This is a genomic window from Streptomyces thermospinosisporus (genome assembly GCF_039526425.1).
GTDB classification, from domain to species: domain Bacteria; phylum Actinomycetota; class Actinomycetes; order Streptomycetales; family Streptomycetaceae; genus Streptomyces; species Streptomyces thermocarboxydovorans.
Map to the genome: position 1 here is coordinate 24,356 of NZ_BAAAIZ010000024.1, position 19,008 is coordinate 43,363.

The window sequence follows — 19,008 nt, forward strand, 5'->3', positions numbered from 1 at the left end:
TGACGGCCTGGGGTGGTCACTGGTCATCGGGACACCTCCTCCAGTCGCGCCATGGCCGCGCGCTCCTCGCCGGCGAGCGAGTCGACGATCACGGCCGCCTGCTGAAGGGCCTGGCGGGCGCCGTCCTCGCCGGCGTCCCGCAGCAGGTTCGCCACCTCGGTCCAGCGGTCGGAGATGCGGCGGTACTCGACGGAGATCGCGTCGTAGGCCTCGATGCCGGTCAGCTCGTGGGCCTCCTCCAGGAACCGCGCCCACAGCGTCCGGAACAGCCCGCCGCCGGTGCCGCCCTCCTCCATGCTGGCGCCGACGATGCGCATGGCCTCGCCGGTGTTGCCGAGCCGGTCGGGCCAGGTGCGCATCAGCGCGGCGGCCTTGGCGATGCCCTTGAAGCCCATGTTGGTGATGGGCGGGTTCAGGAACTCCTGCGCGGTGGCCAGGACCGAGGTCTGGCAGGCCTTGGCCAGCCGGGACGGGTCGTAGCCGTGCGGGTCGATCCGCACCGACAGGTTGCGGGAGGACATCGGCCCCCGGGCGGCGCGGGCGCGCGCCATGCTCTCCCGCGAGGTCGACTGCACGCCCAGCGCCCGGGTCTCCACGACGACGAACCGGTCGTCCTCGTAGCCGATGCAGGCGACGTAGTGCGCGGCGAAGTGGTGGTCCTCCTGCGCGTAGTCGAGGTGGTGGCGGTCGAGTTTGAGCCCCACCACGTCGCCCTCGTCGAGCGCCTGCAGCAGGGTGGCCTCGGCCCTGGCCCGCGAGGCGGTCTCCTGGGTGCGCAGTCCGAGGGCGAGCGCGTCGGCCGCGTTGCGCATCAGATGGTCGGGTTTGACCCGGCCGGCGAGGAACGGCGCCGGCATCTGCTTGGAGTGCCAGTACAGGAAGGACAGCCCGCGCCCCAGGCCGAACAGCAGCGGTTCGCTCAGCTCGATCTCGTGGTTGCGGAGCATGTTGAGCAGGGCGGTGGACTCGCAGTGGTCCCCGGAGTACGGGGAGATGTCAATGACGGCCATCGGCGTGCCCCGTTCCGTCGCGCGGCTCCTCGTAGACGATCTCCAGCACGGTGCCGCTGTCGTTGTTGCGCAGATGCCCGTAGGTGTGGCCGGCCTCGTCGGCCTCGGTGTAGGCGATGGTCTCCAGGTGGCCGGCCTCGCTCTCGAGGACGTCCAGGACGTGGCGGACGTCGTCGCCGGTGCGGACGGCGATGGCGACGTGCGACATCAGCCGGCCCTTCTCCTCGGCGGGCCGGTCCGCCCAGGGGCCGAAGCGGCGGCAGGCGAACATCTCGATGACCCGACCGTCGGCGAGGGTGACGGAGTTCCACCAGCCGGGGGTGCCGTACTGGCGGGGCGAGATGTAGGAGGGGCCCATCTCCACGGAGGTGACCGGGCCGGAGGTCTTGAGCTCGTCGAGGTGGGCGTGCCAGTCGAAGACCTCTTCGTCGCCTGCGTAGTCGCCCAGGTAGACGCCGATGTGGTTGACGCCGGCGAGCCGGTCGACGACATGGTCCGGGGCATGGCCGCACCAGGCGGAGAGGTACTTGGCGCAGTCGAGTTCCTGCCAGGCGGCCGACGTCTGCAGGAGCTCCTCCCAGGCCCCGGGGAAGCCGGGGCGTGCGGGGAAGCGGCCCTCGTAGGTGGCGGTGATGGCCGGAGAGCTCTGCCCGAGTGGATTCATGGCCCTTCCTTCCTGCCCGTGATGACGAGCCCCATCTGCACTTGCGTCACGACGGCCGACTCGAGCGCGGTGCCCTTCAGCAGCTCCTCGACCTCGCTGGTGAGGTACGAGGAGCGGATCGAGGTGCGGAAGCCGGGGCGCATGTCGGCGGCGATGTTGGCCTTCATGAACTGGAAGGTCGTCCGGTCGATGTCCCGGCGCAGGTCGGAGACGCAGTACCGGCCGCCGGGCCGGAGCACGCGGTGCATCTCCTTCAGGGCGGTCACCGGCTCCGCCCATTCGTGCAGCGAGGAGGCGCTGATGACGTGGTCAAAACGGCCGTCCTCGAACGGGAGTTGCAGCACGGTGCCGCATTCGTAGACGCACCGGTCCCGCAGGCCGTACTCGGCCGCGTTGGCGCCGGCCCGCCGCAGCATCGCCGGTGAGATGTCGAGGCCGGTGAGCCGGGCGGTGCCGGGGGCCTGCCGGAGCCACTCCAGGCCCAGGTAGCCGGGGCCGCAGCCGAGTTCCAGCACCTGACCGGAGTCGATGCCGGCGGCGAGGATGTCGTCGATCTTCTCCTGCAGCCAGCCGTTGTCCCGGATGTGGCGCTGCATCTCGTCGTACTTGAGGGCCAGTTCGTCGCCCTGCAGGCCCTCGTCGGTCTCCGGCACCCGGGGGGCGACGGTGCCGCGGGCGCTAGCCACGGCCGGGTCCCAGTCGCCGGATGCCCACTGCCAGACCTCTCATCGTGGCGCTCCCCATCTGCACGTCGGAACGGTCGTTGCTGGTCAGGTGATTGACCGAGGATCTGAGCGACTCGTCGACCGAGGACTCGCCCGGATACCACCAGCCGGCGTCCGCCAGCACGACGTCCGGCGTGACGGAGTCGGAGATCCGGACCGTCATGCGCACCTCGCGCGCACCGGCCCGCGAGAACAGGGCCACCTCGTCGCCGTCCGTGAGGCCCTCGCGCCTGGCGGTGTCCGGGTGGACGGTCACCCGTGCCGCCGACTGGCTGCGCGAGGTGGCCGGCAACTGGTGGAACTCGGTGTTGTAGAACTGGCGCGGATGCGCGCTGGTCATCAGGTACGGCAGCTCCGGGTCCGGCTCCGGCGGCCGGCGGTGGACCGGGAACGGCTCGTAGCCCATGGCCCGCAGCCCGTCGTGGCGCAGATTGACCCGTCCGGACCTGGTGTTGAAGCCGCCGTCGCGGTACTTGCGGTACCGCTTCTCGTTGCGGATGTAGCCGATCTCGGTGAACTGCTCCCAGGTCAGCCCGATGCCGGACAGCTTGGCGTCGAGGGCGGCGCGCACCGAGGGGAAGAAGTGCCGGGCGAGGCCGAGCCGTTCGGCGAGCGCGAGAATGATCTCCTCGTCCGAACGGCAGCCGGCGACGGTGGCGACCTTCCGCCGGGCCGCGATGTAGGAGTTGAACTCGACGATCTGGTCCCGCTCGAGCCAGCTGGAGACGGGCAGCACCACATCGGCGTACCGGGCCGTCGGCGTCAGGAACATGTCGCAGACCACGACCAGGTCCAGCTTCTCCAGCGACCTGCGCACCAGATCGGTGTTCTCGTGCGAGGCCAGGATGTTGCTGCCGAAGAGCAGCAGGGAGGTGACCGGGTACGGCGACCCGGTGACGACGGCCCGGTGCAGGTCGCCCGGCGCGACCCAGCCGGACATCGACAGGATCCGGTGCCGGTCGCCGCCGATCCGCTTCCTCGCCTGCTCCTCCGGCAGCAGGTCCGAGCGGGGGAAGGCCCGCCGGCCCTCGATCGGCATGGGCTCCCAGATCACGTCGCCGCCCGGGGCGTCGAGGTTGCCGCAGAGTGCGGACAGCAGGGCGATGGCGCGGTGGGTGTCGAAGGAGTTCTCGTTCTGCGACAGCCCGGTGCCGGCCTCGATGCACGCCCGGGAGGCAGTGGCGTAGGCGCGGGTCGCCCGACGGATCAGCTCCGGCTCAAGACCCGTGATCCGCGCGACCCGCTCGAGGTCGTACTCCCGTACGTGCTCGGCGAGTTCGCCGAACCCCGTCGTGTACTCGGCGACGAAGTCCCGGTCGTACCAGCCCTCGTCGACGACGAGTTTGATCATGCCGAGCGCCAGCGCGCAGTCGGTGCCCGGCCGGATCGGGAGGTGGAGTCCGGAGCGGGCGGCGATCCGCGTCCGCCGCGGATCGACGGTGATCACGCGGCTGCCGCGTTCCACGGCCCGCAGCAGCTTCACCCCGATCACACCGTCGGAGTGGGTGTTCGGCTTGTTGCTGCCCCACAGCAGCACCACCTCGGGGTCGCCCTCGTAGTCGCAGAAGGTGAAGGCGCCGTAGGTCATGACCGAGGCCATGACCCGCGGGTAGAAGCACACATGCGCCGGCCCGACCACATTGGGCGTGCCCAGCGCGTTGGCGAGCCGGAACACCCACTCCTGGTAGTTGCGGTCGGTGCCCTGGCCGAGTGCCACCGACTCCGGCCCGTGCCGGGCGATGGTCCCGGCCAGCCGGTCGCAGATCCGGTCCAGGGCCTCGTCCCAGCCGATCGGCTCGAAGCTGCCCGAGCCGCGCCGCCCGGTGCGCACCAGCGGCGTGGTGAGCCGGTCGGGGCTGTGCAGCAGGTCGAGCGAGGCCTTGCCCTTGATGCAGAAGTAGCCCTCGCTGGTGGGGTTGTCCGGGTCGCCGTGGATGCCGGTGGGGACGCCGTCCACGAGCTCGATCACGGCGCCGCAGCCGCCGTGGCACATCCGGCAGACGGACTTCATCCGGGTGATCGTCACTCCGCCTCACCCGCCCGTTCGGCGGCCACCGCGAACAGCCGCTCGTACAGGGCCTGTTCGGCCTCGGCGGTCTCCGCCAGCAGCCCCGCGACGGTCCTGAGGGTGCGCCGCCCCCGGTCGTCGTTCCCGCGGTAGCCCATCAGCAGGTCCGTCGCCTCGTCCCACCGGCGCCGCACCTCGCCGAAGCCCTCGACGAGCGGATCGAGCACCGCGTCACCGGTGCGCTGCCGGGCCTCGTGCAGGAAGTCGCGGTACAGCTTGCGGAAGTTGGCACCCCCGGTGCCCGCGAAGCGCCAGAAGCGGCCCACCCCCGGCACCGACTCCTCCGCGTCGGCCAGGGACTCGCCCCATCCGGCGACCTCGGCGGCCACCGTGCGCAGGGCACCGAGACCGCGCCGCGGCCCGTGGTCGCCGGCCATCCGGCCGGCGGCGTCCCGGACGGCCGGCCAGATCTGCTCCCGAAGCACCGCGTCGGTGTCCGCGAGCAGCCGGTCCGGGAGCCGCTCCACATACATCTGCCAGTTCGGCGACGGCAGGAACCCCTCGTCGGAGTCGCGGGCCCGGCGCAGCGACTCCTCGGGCAGGGTCTGCGCCCCGCCCTGCTGCTCGGTGTCGACGACATGGGCGAGCGAGCCGTCCAGCCCGTACACCGCGAGGTAGTGGGAGGCGAAGTGGCTGCGGGAGGAGAAGTAGTCGAGGTGGAAGATGTCGACGGACACCCCCAGGACATGGCCGGCCTGAAGCAGCTTCACCGCCTCGGCCCGCGCCGCCTCCCCGTCCGGGGCCCGCGACTCGCGCAGCTCCACGCCGAGCGCGGCACAGGCGTTGCGGGACAGCTCGGCCGGCCCGATCCGGCCGGTGAGCATGGGCGCGGAGCGGCCGGGCTCCGGGCCGTCCCAGTACTGCACGTCGATCCCCCGGCCCAGGCCGAACAGCATGGGCTCGGAGATGTCGGCACCGGCGTGGTGCAGCATGTTCCGGAGGGTGGACGTCTCACAGTGGACGCCGGGCCGGGGCTGGAATGTCGCCAAGCGCATAGGGCTTCCCAATCGCGCGGTGCGGAACTGCCGTGACGGGGGCGGGTGGTGAGGGGTGGGGGCGTTCTGTGTGGGCTGGGGCGGTGGCCTGGGCCGGTCGTCTGTGCCGGGGCGGGTCGGTGCCGAGGCGATGCGGGTCCGCCGGGGCCACGGTGACGGGCGGGCGGCTGGCCGGCGGGCGAGGCAAGGGCCCGGACCGGGCCGGCGGGCGAGGCACGGGCGGTGCCCGTGACCCGGCCGGCGCGCCCTGCACCTACGGATCGACCAGGGCCTCGTGCGGATCGGCCAGGACCTCGTGATAGCCCTGCAGGTCGAGGAAGCCGGCGCCGCTGGCCAGCACGACGATCACCGGTTCCCGCTGGTCCGTGCGGGCCTCGGCCGCCACGTCCAGGGCCGCCGCCACCGCGTGACTCGCCTCCGGGGCGAGCAGCAGACCCTCGGTCCGCAGCAGGAGGCGGCCGGCCTCCAGGGCCGTGCGCTGGTCGAAGGCGACGGCGTCCAGGACGCCCTCGTGCCGCAGCAGGCTGACCAGGGCGGAGCTGTGGTGGTTGCGCAGGCCGCCCACATGGTTGGGCGGCGGGATGAAGTCCTCACCCATGGTGTAGCCGAGCACCTCGGGTGTGAATCCGCCCAGGTCGGTGCGGCCGTAGGCGTAGACCCCCCGGGTGAGCCGGGGTGCCGCGGTGGACTCCGCGGCGAGGAAGCGCAGGTCCGCCCCGTCCGCCCTGGCCCTGAGGTGGGGGCCGACGAGCCCGCAGAGGTTGCTGCCGCCGCCCGAGCAGGCGATGAGGTGATCGCCGCGGCCCTGAACGCCCAGCTCCTCGCCGTACTCCGCGAGCTGCGCCGCCACCTCCAGGCCGAGCAGGGTCTGGTGGAGGCAGACGTGCGGCATGCCGCTGCCGGCGAGATACGCGGCGCCGGGCAGACCCAGGGCATGCTCGATCGCGTCGCTGATCGCGGTGCCGAGGCTGCCGGGGTGGTCGGGCTTGTCCTGGAGGATCTTCCGCCCGATCGCGGTCCGGGGCGACGGCGAGGGCTCGACCTCGGCGCCCAGCAGCTCCATGTAGTGCCGCCGGTAGGGCTTCTGCTCCAGCGAGCACCTCACCATGAAGATCTCGGCCCGCAGTCCGGACATCCTCGCCGCGAGGGCGACGCTCATCCCCCACTGCCCCGCACCGGTCTCGGTGACCAGGGTGGTCCGCCCCTCCTCGGCCGCGTAATGGGCCTGGGCGATGGCGGTGTTGAGCTTGAAGCTGCCGGTGGGCAGCACGTCCTCGCGCTTGAGATAGATCCTCGCGCGGGTGCCGAGGTGCTGCTCCAGCCGGTGCGCCCGGTGCAGCGGAGTGGGCCGGCCGCACTGGCGCAGCCCTTCCAAGACGGGCTCGGGTATCGGGATCCATTTCTGGTCCGTACCATTCTGCTCGATCAGAATCCGCGGCCGGATCGTCTCGGCGATCTCCGCAGCACTGGGGCTCCCGGAGTCCCGCACCTCGGGCATGGGCCCCGGAAGATCAGGCAGGAAGTTGTACCACTGCTCCGGCATCTCCGGTAACGCGGAATCACTACGAGTCGTGGATATCACGTTCCCCCGCTTCGAAAGTGGGAAGTCATCGTACGAGCGCACTCGAACACGACACAACATTCCGGCCGACGGCCGTGATTTCTCTCGGACCTATTACGGGAGCCGTTGTTCCGTTTCCGTACGGAAACCGGAACAGGAAACGCCAAGAATCAACGAGACGACAACAATGAGCGCGGCCGGCCGACGCCGCCGGACCGAAGGAAATCAGCCTCGGCAACCGGCGTCCGAAAGGGCCGTACAGCTAGGCGTCAGCTTCCCTGGAATGCAGACGTTCCGTCAATGATTCGGCCAGCAGCTGCCAGCTGACCGCCTGATGCCGCGCCAGTTCCGCGATCACCGGCGCGCAGTGGATCGGCAGGCTGCCGGCCATCGCCGCCCAGTCGTGCGGCTGGGTGGCCGAGGCGTCCAGGGTCCGCAGCAGCCTGCGGCCCACCTCGGTGAACCGGAGGGAGGGATCGGCCCGCAGCCGCCGGATGGCCAGCTGCAGGTCCGGGCACACGGGCTGCACCCGGGAACGCCGGACGGCCGCCGCCGGCACGCCGGCACCACCGCCGCGCGCGACCGCGCCCCGGCCGGCGGCATCGCCCGCCGGCTTCGCCTCCCCGCCCCGGGCCGCCGCACTCGTCGCCTCCTGCTGACCTGCGCGCACCCTCCGGCGCGCGTCCTTCGCCGTGGTCAGCGAGATCCCCGCGGCGCGCGCCACCTCGCGCGCGGAGGCGTCCGGATGCTCGGCGAGGTACATCATCGCGCGCCTGCGCGCCTCCCCCGCCATGAGCGGATAGGCCACTCCGTCCCGGCCGACGCGGACGGTGGCCGGGTGCGGAAGTTCCGCAGCCGACCGCCTGCGGAGCGCCGCGACGGTCTTGTCCGACAGCCCGACGATCCCGGCCAGGCGCCGGTTGGACCACTCCGGGAAGTCGGCCAGCATCTGCAGCGCCGCGGCCTTGCGGTCGGCCAGGGTGAGCGGCAGGCCGTGACTGCTGTTCAGCTTGACGGCGAGGACGAAGGCCTCTCGTTCGTCCCCGTTGAAAAGGACGGCGCTGATATGGGTGGCACCGCTGCGCTGCACGGCCCTGAGCCGGTGCACGCCGTCGATGACGGTCATCGACTTCCGGTGGACGACGATCGGCGGCAGGTCGGAGCAGACCTCGGCGAGCGCATTGATGTGCCGCGGATCCTCTCCGCCCGTACGAGGCGAGCCCGCGACCAGGATGCTGCGGATCGGTACCCGGGTGACTTCCGACAGGAGCCCGCCCAGGTACGAATCAGGACAGCGGAATTGGTGTTGCAACGGTTTCCCCGCGGAAACCGGGGCGTGGCCCATCGTGTTTCCTTCCTCCCCTTCAGACTTCCGGCGGACCTACCAGGGTCGTGACGCATCCGGACACGGACGAGTCAGGCAGGGCGGCGAACCGCAGTCCGAGGAAAGGGAGAGCTGTCCCGGGTGGTCGCAAAGCTGTGGAACATCGTGTCTCCCCCATGACCCAATGCCGAGAACCGACGACTCTGGCACCCTGCCAGGAGGATGGGGCCGGCGCAAGGTTTGTGTCCAGTACTCCGTCCGGGAAAGGGATCACCTATTGATCATTGATCAAGGTGCGGGAACGGAATTGGAAAGGGAGTCGGAGATTCCGCTAGGACGATCGACTTCCGGGAGGCCGCCCCAGCCCCATTGCACGGCCCGGGGACGCGGAATAGGATGCGCGGGCGCAAGAATGCCTTTCGGCCAATTTCCCCGAGTCGGCCCGGTCGACGATCGATTGAAAATTCAAAAAATGAACCTGAAAAGAATGAGGGAGCCGCCCCCGCACCGGGGCGCGTGCTCCGGCGCGGGGCCGGAACGCCTGCGGCGCGGACAGGTCACGCGTTTCGTTCCACGAGGAAGCGCATCAGGGACAGCAGGTCGTTGAAGGCCCCGGCATCAGCGCCGACCTGCTCGAGACAGTCCTGGGCCGCCTGACGCAGCCGGGTGGCCTCCGCGTCGGCCCATGCCCTTCCGCCGGCCTCCTCGACCCACTGCGTCGCCTTGGCCACGTCTTCGCCGGTGAGCGGGCGGGCACTGCGGTACAGGGCGGACAGGCTGCGCGACGCCTCGGTTCCCGCCTCCAGCGCGGCGACAACGGGGAGGCTCTTCTTTCGCGATGCCACGTCCGCGCCGACGGGCTTCCCGGTCACACGAGGGTCCCCCCACACGCCGAGCATGTCATCGACGAGCTGGAACAGCATGCCGAGATGATCACCGAAGGCGCGTACCGCGGCCGCCGCCCCGGCGTCCGCTCCCGCTGTGAGCGCACCGAGTTCACAAGCGCCGGCGATCAGTGCACAGGTCTTGCCCGACACCATGGACCTGGTCTCGGCAAGCGTCACCTCGTGGCGGTTCTCGAACGCGAGGTCCAGTGCCTGCCCGACGCAGAGGTCGTGGACGGCCTGCGCAAGGATCTTCGTCAGGCGCCCCGGATCGTCGAGGTCCGAGGACGCGAGCAACCGGTACGCCTCGGCGAGGAGCAGATCGCCTGCCAGTACGGCCTTGGAGGTCCCGAACAAGGACCATGCCGTAGGCCGGTGACGGCGGACCGTGCCCTTGTCCATCACGTCGTCATGGAGGAGGGAGAAGTCATGGACCAACTCGACCGCCACGGCGACCGGGATCGCGGACTTCACCGCGGCGTCTCCGCCCATCGCGCGAGCGCTGGCCAGGGCGAGGGCCGGCCTGATGTGCTTCCCGGTCCGCCCACACGGCCGGCCGTTCGCGTCCCACCACCCGATGTGGTAGCCCGCTATATGACTGATCTCTTCCGGCAGCGCGGCTATCGTGGCGCGATGCAGGGGAGAGATCAGCTCGCGCGCCTCGGCCATCACGTCCAGTGCGCCGCGTTGCGCAGAAACACTTCTCACGTTACTTCTCTCATCCCTGCTCGGGTGTGAGGGCGTGCCTTCGGCAGCTGGTGAACGAAAAAGACCGCCTTGTTGTGCGCCCCGAACTCCGGCGCAATGCCAGGTCGGCAGCGGCGAATTCACCGGAGTGGTCGCCCGCGTGCGTTCCGGCAGCCGGGTGAAGACATTGAGGACCGTAGCAGCCTGCGTTTGACGGATACAAGATCGGCAGCTGTCGGCTGCGCGGCGGATGACGCCGGTTCAGGCCATGGCCGCAAGCGGTCAGAAAACGGCCGGAGTTCCGGAACTCTTCAGCGGATCGGGCTCGGCCGGACTGCTGCAGGCGGGCCGGTGCACCCTCGGGGCACGGCTGGGCAGAAGACGGCAGACAAGAATGAGCAGGACCAAGCGGGTCGGTGCGCCGCAAACCAACCGTGGTCGAGATCACGGGATAACCGCGTGTACAGCCGGGCTGACGGTGTGACATGTTGTGACGCAGGGCGGCTACCGCACAGTAGCTCCGGCGGAGGGCGGACATGAGACGGCACAGCAGGGGTGAAGTCCCGCTCGCATGCACGGCTCACACCCGGCAGCCCGGCCATCACCGCCGTCCGCAGCTTGACGCATCGTCACCGCAGCTGAAGCCATCAGACTGGTTTTGAACCGCATTTCAGGTCAAGGCACGGGGGATATGATCAGCACACAGCGAAAATTGCGTGCAACGACCGATGTCGATGAGCCGGTGAAACAACTGCTCCAGCTGATCGAACTGCAGGAACAGTCTATAGCATCGTGCTCGGAATACACCCGGTCACTGCACAAGCAGGTCTCCGCACTGGCGTCGTGCATGTGGCCTCCATTGCACCAGGCGTCGGACCTGGAGATCGTGAAGGACGCCGATCGGATAGCGGAGATCCAGGACAGCATCGTCGAGCTGCCCGCAGAGGAAATCATGCTGCTGCGGCCCGCGTTCGGTTCTCCGGACGAGATGAACCGGGAGCTGGAGCGTTTCCAGTCCGCAAGAGAACGCGGGATGACCGTCCGATGTATTCAGCAGCAGCTGCACACCAGCCTGCGCTCCCGTTCGTACTTCCGGCAGCTCACATCGCTGGGCTGCCACGTACGCACATCGCCCCTGATCCCTTTCCAGGCCACCGTGGTCGATGACACCTTATCGTTCGTCTCGACGGACGTGGACGGGGCGTCGGAAAGGATGCTGCTGGTCACGAATTCACCTCTCGTCGGGTGCCTGCGCCGGGTCTTCGAGTTCTGCTGGGACGCCGCCAGCGATGCCGCCACGCAACCGGCGCTGGAGATCTGTGGCACCGGGCACCCGGAGGCCGAGGCGAGCCGGCCGCGCCCGCCCGAACTGGCGCCCGACCAGCTGACGGTGCTGCGTCTGTGGGCCAGTGGCCGGCCCGATACCGCCATTGCGCGAGAACTGCAGATCTCGCCCAGGACGCTTCGGAGGACCACCGCGACGCTCATGCGGCGACTCGGCGTCAGTACCAGATTCGAAGCGGGAATGGTCGCCGCACGTTCGGGTCTTCTCAACTGACCGGCTCGTCCGCCGAACGGTCACGCGCGGACGCACCCGCCGCGGCGACGCCCTCACACGAGGCATCCTCGGGCGCCGCCGCGGCCCGCCGCACGGCCCGGCGGCATCACTCCCGCAGACGGACCCGCTCCAGCACCGCGCGCGCCGGACGCGGGGACCACCAGTTCCAGGTTCCCGCGATGCGCATGAACGCCGGCACGAGAACGACCCGGACCAGCGTCGCGTCCACAAGAACGGCCAGCGTGAGTCCGAGACCCAGCATCCGCATCAGGGAGACGCCGCTGGTGGCCATACCGGCGAACACCACGGCCATCATCACCGCGGCCGCCGTCACCACCCGGCCGGACCGTGCCAGACCGACCGCCACCGCGGTGTCGTTGTCCGCCCTGGTGCGCCCGGACTTCTCCCACTCCTCGCTGAACCGGGCGAGCAGGAACACCTCATAGTCCATGGAGAGCCCGAACGCGATGCAGAACAGCAGCACCGGCACCGTGGCGGTGGTGTAGCCCGTGCTCGTCGTGCCGAGAGCACCGAGATGACCGTCCTGGAAGATCCAGACCATCGCCCCGAAGCTCGCGGTCAGCGAAAGGGCGTTGAGAACAAGGGCTTTCAGCGGCATGACGACGCTGCCGGTGAGCAGCAGCAACAGCACGAACGTGGTGAGAGCGATCCAGGCCAGTGCCTTGGGTATGCCGCGGACGATGCTCGCGGAGGTGTCACGGGTCTGCGGGCCCAGGCCGTCGAACAGGACATCGCCCGGAGCGGGGACCGCCCGCAGCGCGTCCAATTGCCGTGCGGCGGCGGAGGAGTACGGGTTCAGCGGGGTCTGCACCGTCAGATACGCCACGCTCTTCTTCATCGTCGTCGGCGCGCCCGGACCCACCCGCTGTCCGTCGCTGTACGTGGCAGCCGGAGCGACGACGGAGGTCACGGAGCCGACGCGTGAGAGGGCCGTGGCGTAGGACTCGACCTCGGCCGGGTCGTCGGCCTTCTGCACCACGATCCGGACGGTTCCTGCCACATTCTCGTCGAATCCGTCCCGGATCGTGTCGCCCACCCGGTGGGACTGCGCGCCGGCCGGAAGCACCCGGTCGTCGGGGAGGCCGAGCCGCAGACCGAGGACGGGTGCCAGGGACACCGACAGCACGGCGAGGACGGGCAGGGCGGACACGACCGGCCGGCGCTGCACCGCCACCGCCACCTTGTAGAGCCACGAGGATTCGGCCTCCTCCGTCTCACGCAGCGGCTTGCGGTTGATGCGGGTGCCCAGAAGGCTCAGCAGTGCGGGAACCACGGTCAGCGTGAGCACGATCGACAGAGCGACCACCGCCGCGCCGGCATACCCGATCGACTTCAGGAAGTAGAGGGGGAAGAAGGTCATTCCGATCAACGCGATGCCGACGACCAGACCGGAGTACACGACCGCCCGGCCACCGCGCCGCAGCGCGATCACGATGGCCTCCTGCTGCCCGCTGCCGCGGGCGATCTCCTCGCGGTACCGCCCGATGACGAGCAGCGAGTAGTCGATGGCCAGGGCCAGGCCGAGTCCGGTCGTGATGTTCATCGCGAACACCGACAGGTCGGTCATCAGCGTCAGCAGATACAGCACCGCTGTGGTGCAGACGATGGCGATGACCCCCACCACCAGCGGGATCGCCGCCGCCACCCAGCTGCGCAGGAACCAGACCAGCAGCAGGAGGGTCAGCACGATCGCGACCGACTCGGCCACGGCGAGGTCACGCGCCGAGATCGTGGCTATCTCCGAGAACGCCATGGCCTGACCGCCCGCGGTGACCGTCACCCCGCCGGCCTCACCGGCGTGACGGTCGGACAGGGCCTTGGCGGTCTTCTGCGCGGCATTGTCGTCGCCCTTCAGCGTGGCGACGACGAGCCCGACCCGGCCGTCGCGGCTGATCAGGTGCGCGCCCTCCTGCGGCTCGGTCCACGGGGAGACGACCGTCCGCACGCGCGAGTCCTGACGCATCGCGGCGACGATGTCCTCGGCCCGCTCCGCGACCCGGGCATCCGCGGTGCCCGCGTCCGATTCGATCGTGAGCAGGAACTGTGCGCCGGACAGGCCGAATTCGTCGGCAAGTACGTTCGCGGCGCGGGTGGACTCCGCACCAGGGTCCTGGAACCCGCCGGCCAGCAGCCGGTCGGGAACCTTCGATCCGAGCCCACCGCACAGGACGAAGGCCAGGAGGACCAGCGCCAGTACGCGTTTCGGGGCGCGCACGGCGAATCCCGCCAGACGATTGATCATGTCTCCTCTTTCGCATCCCTGCCGACTGCGCCGGCCAGGTGTCACGGCGTTCCGGCGGTCAGAGCCGGGCCTCGGCCCGCATCGGCATACGCGTCGGCTGGATGAAGGCGCCGATCGCGACCTCCTTCACCCTGCTGCCGGGAATCGTCCGGAATCGCCAGCGTGCGGCGATGGTCGCGATCTGCAGCGTGATCTGCGTGAGCGCGAAGACGTTCCCCGGGCACTGACGCGCTCCCATGCCGAAGGGCAGGTAGGTGTCGGGTGCCATGCGCTCCCTGTTCCGCGGCAGCCAGCGGTCGGGGTCGAACCGCATCGGATCGGGGTGGAAGGCCGGGTCGCGGTGCACCGCGATCGGGCAGGCGAAGAGCAGCACTCCGCCCGGGATCTCGATGTCACCGAGTCGCGTCGGCTCGGTGATCTGACGCAGTGTCAACCAGGGCGAGTACTTCCGGAGGGACTCCGACACCACACGCCTGGTCACATCGAGCCGTTCCAGATCGGCGAACTCGGCCGGCCGTCCGCCGGTGAGCACCGCGTCGAGTTCGGCGTGCAGCGCCGCCTCCACGTCCGGGTTCGCACTGAGTTCGTGGAAGATCCAGGCCAGTGTGGCTGCCGCGGCCTGGGTTCCGGCGACCAGGAAGTTGAGCAGTTCGTCGTGCACCTGAGTGTCCGTGAGCGTGGCGCCCGACTCCTCGTCACGGGCCCGCAGCAGGGCGCCCAGCAGATCGCCCGGATCGTGTCCGGGATCGGCGGCCAGCTGAGCCCGTCGCCTCGTGACGATGTCGCGCGTCACGGCCTTCAGCTCGGCCAGCATCACCTCGAACCGGCGATTGGACGGCAGGGGCAGGCGGTCCGTCCAGGCGGGCCGGGTGCCCCGGCGCACCAGCAGCGTCATCACCGGCGGCAGCAACCGGTGAATGTGCCGGGAGGCCTCGGCGCCGAGCGTGCCCTGGAACAGCGTCGCCGCCATGGTCCGCACGGCCAGCTCGTGCATCTCCTCGTTGAGGAGGAGCTCCTGACCGTCCCGCCACGACCCCGCGCACTCCGCCCCCTGCCGTGCCATGACCGACGCGTACTGGGCGATGCGGGCTCGGGCGAACGCCGGTGCGATCAGACGGCGTTCCTGGCGATGCCGCTGCCCCTGCAGGACGATCACGCCGTCGCCGGTCAGCGCCCGGGTGCGCTCGGCCAGGATGCCCTGATCGGAATGGGTGACGAAGGCCTTGCGTATCAGTGCGGGCTCGGTCACGACGTACCCGGTGTACCCGCCGATCCTGATCCGCACCACCGGCCCGAGCGCCGGCAGTGTCGACAGGAACTCGTGCGGGCGCCGTGCGAGGCGCAGCGCGTGGCCGAGCAACGGCAGGCTCCCGGGAGCCGTGGGAGCGCTGCGCGAGGCCTGCCGTTCATTGATTGCCGTCACAGTGCCGATCTCCATCCGGTTGTGCCAGGGCGTGCCCTCACGACAGGAGGATCGCCGCGGTCAGGCCGAGCATCCCGACGTCGATGCACCGGAAACCGAACTTCATGGCCTCGCGGAGCCGGCCCTGCACATTCCCCTGGTAGTGCTGCACGGCGTGCATCACGACCACCGGCAGCAGCAGCGGAGCGGTCAGCGGGTTCAGGTCCCCGACCGTGAACAGGAGCACCGTGAGGACGATGCTGTAGCCGTACAGGAGCCAGATGAGCACCTGGAACGTGCGTGGTCTCAGCACCACGGCCAGCGTCCGGCGGTGCACGGCCCCGTCTCCGGCGCGGTCGGCCACGTTGCCGTACGAGACCGGCATCAGGAACCAGCTGCCGGTGAGCAGCCCGACGAGGACCACGGTGCTGGTCACGGTGTGCGCGATCATCAGGTACGGGACGACCGTGACGACCAGGGTCAGCCCGGAGATGAACAGCTCCAGCCCGCCGGGAACGTAACTGAACTTCAGGCCGCCCGAGTACTGCAGTGCGACACCGATCACGACGGCCCAGATCGCGAGTGCCGGCAGGACGTCGATTCCCAGCGACAGCGCGCTGGCGACGACGGCGAGAGTGGCGACCGTGACGACCGCGACCACGAACCCGGCGGCCTGCCGCATCGTCAGCAGGCCCGCGACCAGGGGCTTGCGGACCATGGTCGGATAGTCGGCCGCGCCATAGTTCGCGATGTCACAGCCGTCCCGGAAGCCCATGATGTCGTCCATGGCGCACGCCGAGCTCTGGATCGACAGCAACAGCAGCGGGACCAGCAGCAGGGCGGGTATCGCACCGTGCAGGGACACCGAATCGGCGTGCAGCAGGGCGAGAAGAACGATCCAGTGGTACAGGCGGTGGTAGATACGCAGCTTTCCCAGCTGCACATAGGCGGCCCATTTCGGCGGGGCGGGGTTCGCTGCTTCGGCGGAGACGGTCATGACACCACTCGATTCGGGCTTTCCGGGGATCCGGGAACATCGGCGATCCGGGCGGCGAGCACCGAGCGGCGGATCTTCCCGGTCGCCGTCTTCGGCAGACTCGCGAAATCGACCACCACGGGGGAGCCGAATCCCGGCAGGTCCGCGACCGCTTCCCGCCAGGCCTTCTCGTCGAAGAGGCCCTCCCGGGTCGCCGCCACCGGCACGATCCGGCCGTCCTGCTCGAGCACGACGACCTCGAGCAGCCACGGCATCCGTTCCAGCAGCAGGTCTTCCACGGCGATCGAGCTCGGCACCGTGCTCACACGGTCCACCTGGCGGTCGATGAGCGTCAGCCGGCCGAGCCGGTCCTTCTCACCCCAGTCACCGGTGTCCCACCACCCGCCGTCGCTGCGCCCGGCGCGCGCGGCCCCGGGTCGGTTCGGATAGGTGGAGAACAGCGCCTTGGTGCGCACCTGGATGCGTCCCGGCGTGCCCGCGGGCACCTCGGCTCCCTCGGCGTCGACGATCCGGATCCGGGTCACACCGGGCACTCCCCGCCCCACGGGATGGCCCTTCATCCTGCGGCCGAGATCACTGTGCCTGCGGCTGCCGCTGAGCCCCTTCACGTGCATACGAGCCGAGATGGCGCCCAGTTCCGACTGGCCGTACAGCTCGAAGAAGACGGCGAACCGCCGGCCGCTGCCGCGCAGAAAGCGCTGCACGGTGGCCGGATGCAGCACGTCGAACGTGGCGTAGAACCATCTGACCGACCGGAACACGCCCGCATCGGCGAGGTCCTCCCACAGCATGTACGTGTTCGGAACCGTCTCCAGGAACGTCGGGCGCCACGTCCGCACGATGCGGCTGACGGTCACCGGATCGGTGCCGGCCAGCAGGATCAGCGGGGAATTGCGCCGCAGCGAGAACAGCAGGGCCACCACCGTGGCGCCGTGCGAGGGCGACAGGGCGAAGAGGGAGTAGCCCTTCATGCGGAAGACGCGGTGCCCCAGCGCACGCAGACGGCCGTGATAGTCGATCACGGCCCTCGAGTACTCGACGAGCTTGGGCACACCGGTCGTTCCCGAGGTGTGCGTGACCACGTACGCGGCCGCATCGGGCAGAGCGACGGCGGGGGCCGTCCGTGGGGGCATGGACGCCATCCGCCCGGCCAGCACCGCCCAGTCGTCCACGCGCCGGCCGTCCCCGAGGGAGGCGTACGGCGCGACCCGGGCGCTCGTGGTGATCACCCGGTCGACGCCCGTGGTCGGTGCCAGCATCTGCCCGACCGTCAGGGCGTCCAGGACCGGGCTGATCAGGACCGGGACCGCGCCCACCGCGGACAGGCCGGAGACCACCACCAGCACGTCCACGACGGAGTCGAGCCAGACCACGCATCGGTCACCGGCACCGACGCCTTCGGACTCGAACAGCGTCGCCGCCCGTGCCGCCGCGTCGGCGATGTCGCTCGGGGCGATCCTGTCGTCCGCCGCCGCCACCGCGACCGGCTGGTGGTCGACGATCCAGGGCTCCGCGTCCCGCTGCACTGCCATCAGCTCGTCGAAGAGCAGACGGAGATTGCGCGCCATGGTCCCTCCCTCACATCGTTGTTCTTGAAGGCACCGGGCTCCTGGTGCCGCGAACCCACTGGAACGAGCCCTTCTGACGGACGTGGACGTCGGTGAGTCCGTGGGCCGCGAACATGCGGGGGAGTTCGTCGTCGTCGAAGTAGTGGGCTCCGCCACCCGGCAGCGCCGCGAGCAGCCTGGCCGGACCGTGCCTGGTGCTGGGGATCATCACCGTGAGGACGCCGCCCGGCCGCAGCACGCGGACCATCTCCGCCAGCGCGGCGGCACGGTCCGGGACCAGTTGCAGCACGGCGGTGGAGACCACACCGTCGACACAGGCGTCGTCGAAGGGCAGTTGGGCCGCGTCGGCCAGCAGGAATCCGACCCGGGGGTGCATGCCCGCTTCGGCCGCCCTGGCCAGCATCGGCGCGGAGATGTCGACGCCCAGGACGACGACGCCCCCTCCGGCACTGGCGGCCAGGGCACGGGTGACGTGCCCCAGCCCGGACCCGACGTCGAGAATCACGCCCCCGGACGGCAGCACCAGCCACTCGGTCGGAGTCCGGGACCCCTTCAGCACCGCCCGCACCAGCGCCTGGGCGAACCGGTAGAAGCCCGCGCCGGCCCTGGTGGCCCAGAGCGCCTGGATCCCTGTGCTCTCCGCTGCGGCGACGCTGCCGGGGCGTTGCCGGAGGGTGTCGAGGTAGCCGTCCCGGACGAGCGGGTCGATGCCCCGCACGGCGAGCAGTTCGCTCGCACGGCGCAGCGCGGGCGTGAGGTCCGTTCGCACGGTCATGACGCCAACGTCGCGGAGAGCGCCGCACGGTCGATCTTGCCCAGCTTGGTCCGCGGGACGGCGTCCACGATCCACAGCCGGTCGGGCATCTTGTGCCGCGCGAGCGAGGTGCGCAGGGCGGCTTTCAAGCCGTCCAGACCGATCGGGGCGTCAGGGTCGGCCGGCACCACACAGGCACCGATCGCCTCACCGAGCACCTGGTCGGGGACGGGGAAGATCGCGGCGTCGGCCACGGCCGGCAGCGCTCCCAGGGCCGTCTCGACCTCGACGCACGAGACCTTCAGACCGCCCCGGTTGACGAGCTCCTTGATCCGGCCGCGGACGTGCAGCCGGCCCTCGTCGTCGATGATCCCGAGGTCACCGGTGTGGTACCACCCGTCGTCCCCCACGCTCTCCTGCCCCCAGTAACGCACCGGGACCTTGGCGCGGTAGACGATCTCGCCGAGCACCCCGCGGGGCACGGATCCCGAACCGTCGAGCGCGACGATCTCCACATGTCCGTCGGCCGGAGTGCCCTCGGGCCCGTC

General features: G+C 70.1%; 15 protein-coding genes. 1 reads left to right on the plus strand and 14 read right to left on the minus strand.

Features of this window, described 5'->3' with window-relative positions; genetic code table 11:
* Positions 1-23: 23 nt before the first annotated feature.
* From ABD207_RS10210 to ABD207_RS10245, 8 genes are all read right to left on the minus strand, one after another.
* Positions 24-1,010, minus strand: coding sequence for a BtrH N-terminal domain-containing protein (locus tag ABD207_RS10210; RefSeq protein ID WP_344011795.1), 987 nt, complete (start codon positions 1,008-1,010; stop codon positions 24-26).
* Entirely contained in the window at positions 997-1,674 is a 678-nt protein-coding gene (locus tag ABD207_RS10215; RefSeq protein ID WP_344011797.1) for a hypothetical protein, read from the minus strand. Before ABD207_RS10215 ends, ABD207_RS10210 begins: the two co-directional genes overlap by 14 nt.
* Entirely contained in the window at positions 1,671-2,360 is a 690-nt protein-coding gene (locus ABD207_RS10220; RefSeq protein WP_344011799.1) for a class I SAM-dependent methyltransferase, read from the minus strand. Before ABD207_RS10220 ends, ABD207_RS10215 begins: the two co-directional genes overlap by 4 nt.
* Complete coding sequence (locus ABD207_RS10225) at positions 2,353-4,410, minus strand: molybdopterin-containing oxidoreductase family protein (protein WP_344011801.1); 2,058 nt, start codon at positions 4,408-4,410, stop codon at positions 2,353-2,355. The genes ABD207_RS10220 and ABD207_RS10225 overlap by 8 nt, the downstream gene beginning before the upstream one ends.
* 11 nt (positions 4,411-4,421) lie before the next feature.
* Positions 4,422-5,462 (minus strand): BtrH N-terminal domain-containing protein, encoded by a 1,041-nt coding sequence (locus ABD207_RS10230; RefSeq protein WP_344011802.1) that lies wholly within the window; start codon positions 5,460-5,462, stop codon positions 4,422-4,424.
* A 253-nt stretch (positions 5,463-5,715) separates the two neighbouring features.
* Positions 5,716-7,104 carry a TrpB-like pyridoxal phosphate-dependent enzyme gene (locus tag ABD207_RS10235; RefSeq protein WP_425580669.1) on the minus strand — a complete coding sequence of 463 codons (1,389 nt, stop codon included), beginning with the start codon at positions 7,102-7,104 and terminating at the stop codon, positions 5,716-5,718.
* Positions 7,105-7,285: 181 nt separating this feature from the next.
* Positions 7,286-8,335 carry a ParB/RepB/Spo0J family partition protein gene (locus ABD207_RS10240; RefSeq protein ID WP_344011806.1) on the minus strand — a complete coding sequence of 350 codons (1,050 nt, stop codon included), beginning with the start codon at positions 8,333-8,335 and terminating at the stop codon, positions 7,286-7,288.
* 569 nt (positions 8,336-8,904) lie between these two features.
* The gene (locus tag ABD207_RS10245) at positions 8,905-9,900 is read right to left on the minus strand and encodes a polyprenyl synthetase family protein (RefSeq protein WP_344011808.1); all 996 of its coding nucleotides are present in this window, start codon (positions 9,898-9,900) and stop codon (positions 8,905-8,907) included.
* Between the two features lie 1,231 nt (positions 9,901-11,131).
* Here ABD207_RS10245 and ABD207_RS32115 point away from each other — a divergent pair.
* Positions 11,132-11,476: a response regulator transcription factor gene (locus ABD207_RS32115; protein WP_425580670.1), complete on the plus strand. Its 345-nt coding sequence runs from the start codon at positions 11,132-11,134 to the stop codon at positions 11,474-11,476.
* Between the two features lie 106 nt (positions 11,477-11,582).
* Here ABD207_RS32115 and ABD207_RS10255 read toward each other — a convergent pair whose 3' ends face one another.
* The 6 genes from ABD207_RS10255 to ABD207_RS10280 form a co-directional block, all read right to left on the minus strand.
* Complete coding sequence (locus tag ABD207_RS10255) at positions 11,583-13,739, minus strand: MMPL family transporter (protein WP_344011810.1); 2,157 nt, start codon at positions 13,737-13,739, stop codon at positions 11,583-11,585.
* A 58-nt stretch (positions 13,740-13,797) separates the two neighbouring features.
* The gene (locus ABD207_RS10260; RefSeq protein WP_344011811.1) at positions 13,798-15,162 is read right to left on the minus strand and encodes a cytochrome P450; all 1,365 of its coding nucleotides are present in this window, start codon (positions 15,160-15,162) and stop codon (positions 13,798-13,800) included.
* A 37-nt stretch (positions 15,163-15,199) separates the two neighbouring features.
* Positions 15,200-16,138 (minus strand): UbiA family prenyltransferase, encoded by a 939-nt coding sequence (locus tag ABD207_RS10265; protein ID WP_344011813.1) that lies wholly within the window; start codon positions 16,136-16,138, stop codon positions 15,200-15,202.
* Positions 16,135-17,706, minus strand: coding sequence for a class I adenylate-forming enzyme family protein (locus tag ABD207_RS10270; protein ID WP_344011814.1), 1,572 nt, complete (start codon positions 17,704-17,706; stop codon positions 16,135-16,137). Before ABD207_RS10270 ends, ABD207_RS10265 begins: the two co-directional genes overlap by 4 nt.
* A gap of 10 nt (positions 17,707-17,716) precedes the next feature.
* The gene (locus tag ABD207_RS10275; protein WP_344011815.1) at positions 17,717-18,481 is read right to left on the minus strand and encodes a class I SAM-dependent methyltransferase; all 765 of its coding nucleotides are present in this window, start codon (positions 18,479-18,481) and stop codon (positions 17,717-17,719) included.
* Positions 18,478-19,008 (minus strand): class I adenylate-forming enzyme family protein (locus tag ABD207_RS10280; RefSeq protein WP_344011816.1); only part of this gene is annotated, 531 nt, incomplete at its 5' end. The genes ABD207_RS10280 and ABD207_RS10275, both read right to left, overlap by 4 nt.

Bases quoted from the DNA above. Each gene is read 5' to 3' on its own strand.
- ABD207_RS10210 (WP_344011795.1), bottom strand. From the start codon at position 1,010: ATGGCCGTCATTGACATCTCCCCGTACTCCGGGGACCACTGCGAGTCC.
- ABD207_RS10215 (WP_344011797.1), bottom strand. From the start codon at position 1,674: ATGAATCCACTCGGGCAGAGCTCTCCGGCCATCACCGCCACCTACGAG.
- ABD207_RS10225 (WP_344011801.1), bottom strand. From the start codon at position 4,410: ATGAAGTCCGTCTGCCGGATGTGCCACGGCGGCTGCGGCGCCGTGATC.
- ABD207_RS10230 (WP_344011802.1), bottom strand. From the start codon at position 5,462: ATGCGCTTGGCGACATTCCAGCCCCGGCCCGGCGTCCACTGTGAGACG.
- ABD207_RS10235 (WP_425580669.1), bottom strand. From the start codon at position 7,104: ATGTTGTGTCGTGTTCGAGTGCGCTCGTACGATGACTTCCCACTTTCG.
- ABD207_RS10245 (WP_344011808.1), bottom strand. From the start codon at position 9,900: ATGGCCGAGGCGCGCGAGCTGATCTCTCCCCTGCATCGCGCCACGATA.
- ABD207_RS32115 (WP_425580670.1), top strand. From the start codon at position 11,132: ATGCTGCTGGTCACGAATTCACCTCTCGTCGGGTGCCTGCGCCGGGTC.
- ABD207_RS10255 (WP_344011810.1), bottom strand. From the start codon at position 13,739: ATGATCAATCGTCTGGCGGGATTCGCCGTGCGCGCCCCGAAACGCGTA.
- ABD207_RS10265 (WP_344011813.1), bottom strand. From the start codon at position 16,138: ATGACCGTCTCCGCCGAAGCAGCGAACCCCGCCCCGCCGAAATGGGCC.
- ABD207_RS10270 (WP_344011814.1), bottom strand. From the start codon at position 17,706: ATGGCGCGCAATCTCCGTCTGCTCTTCGACGAGCTGATGGCAGTGCAG.
- ABD207_RS10275 (WP_344011815.1), bottom strand. From the start codon at position 18,481: ATGACCGTGCGAACGGACCTCACGCCCGCGCTGCGCCGTGCGAGCGAA.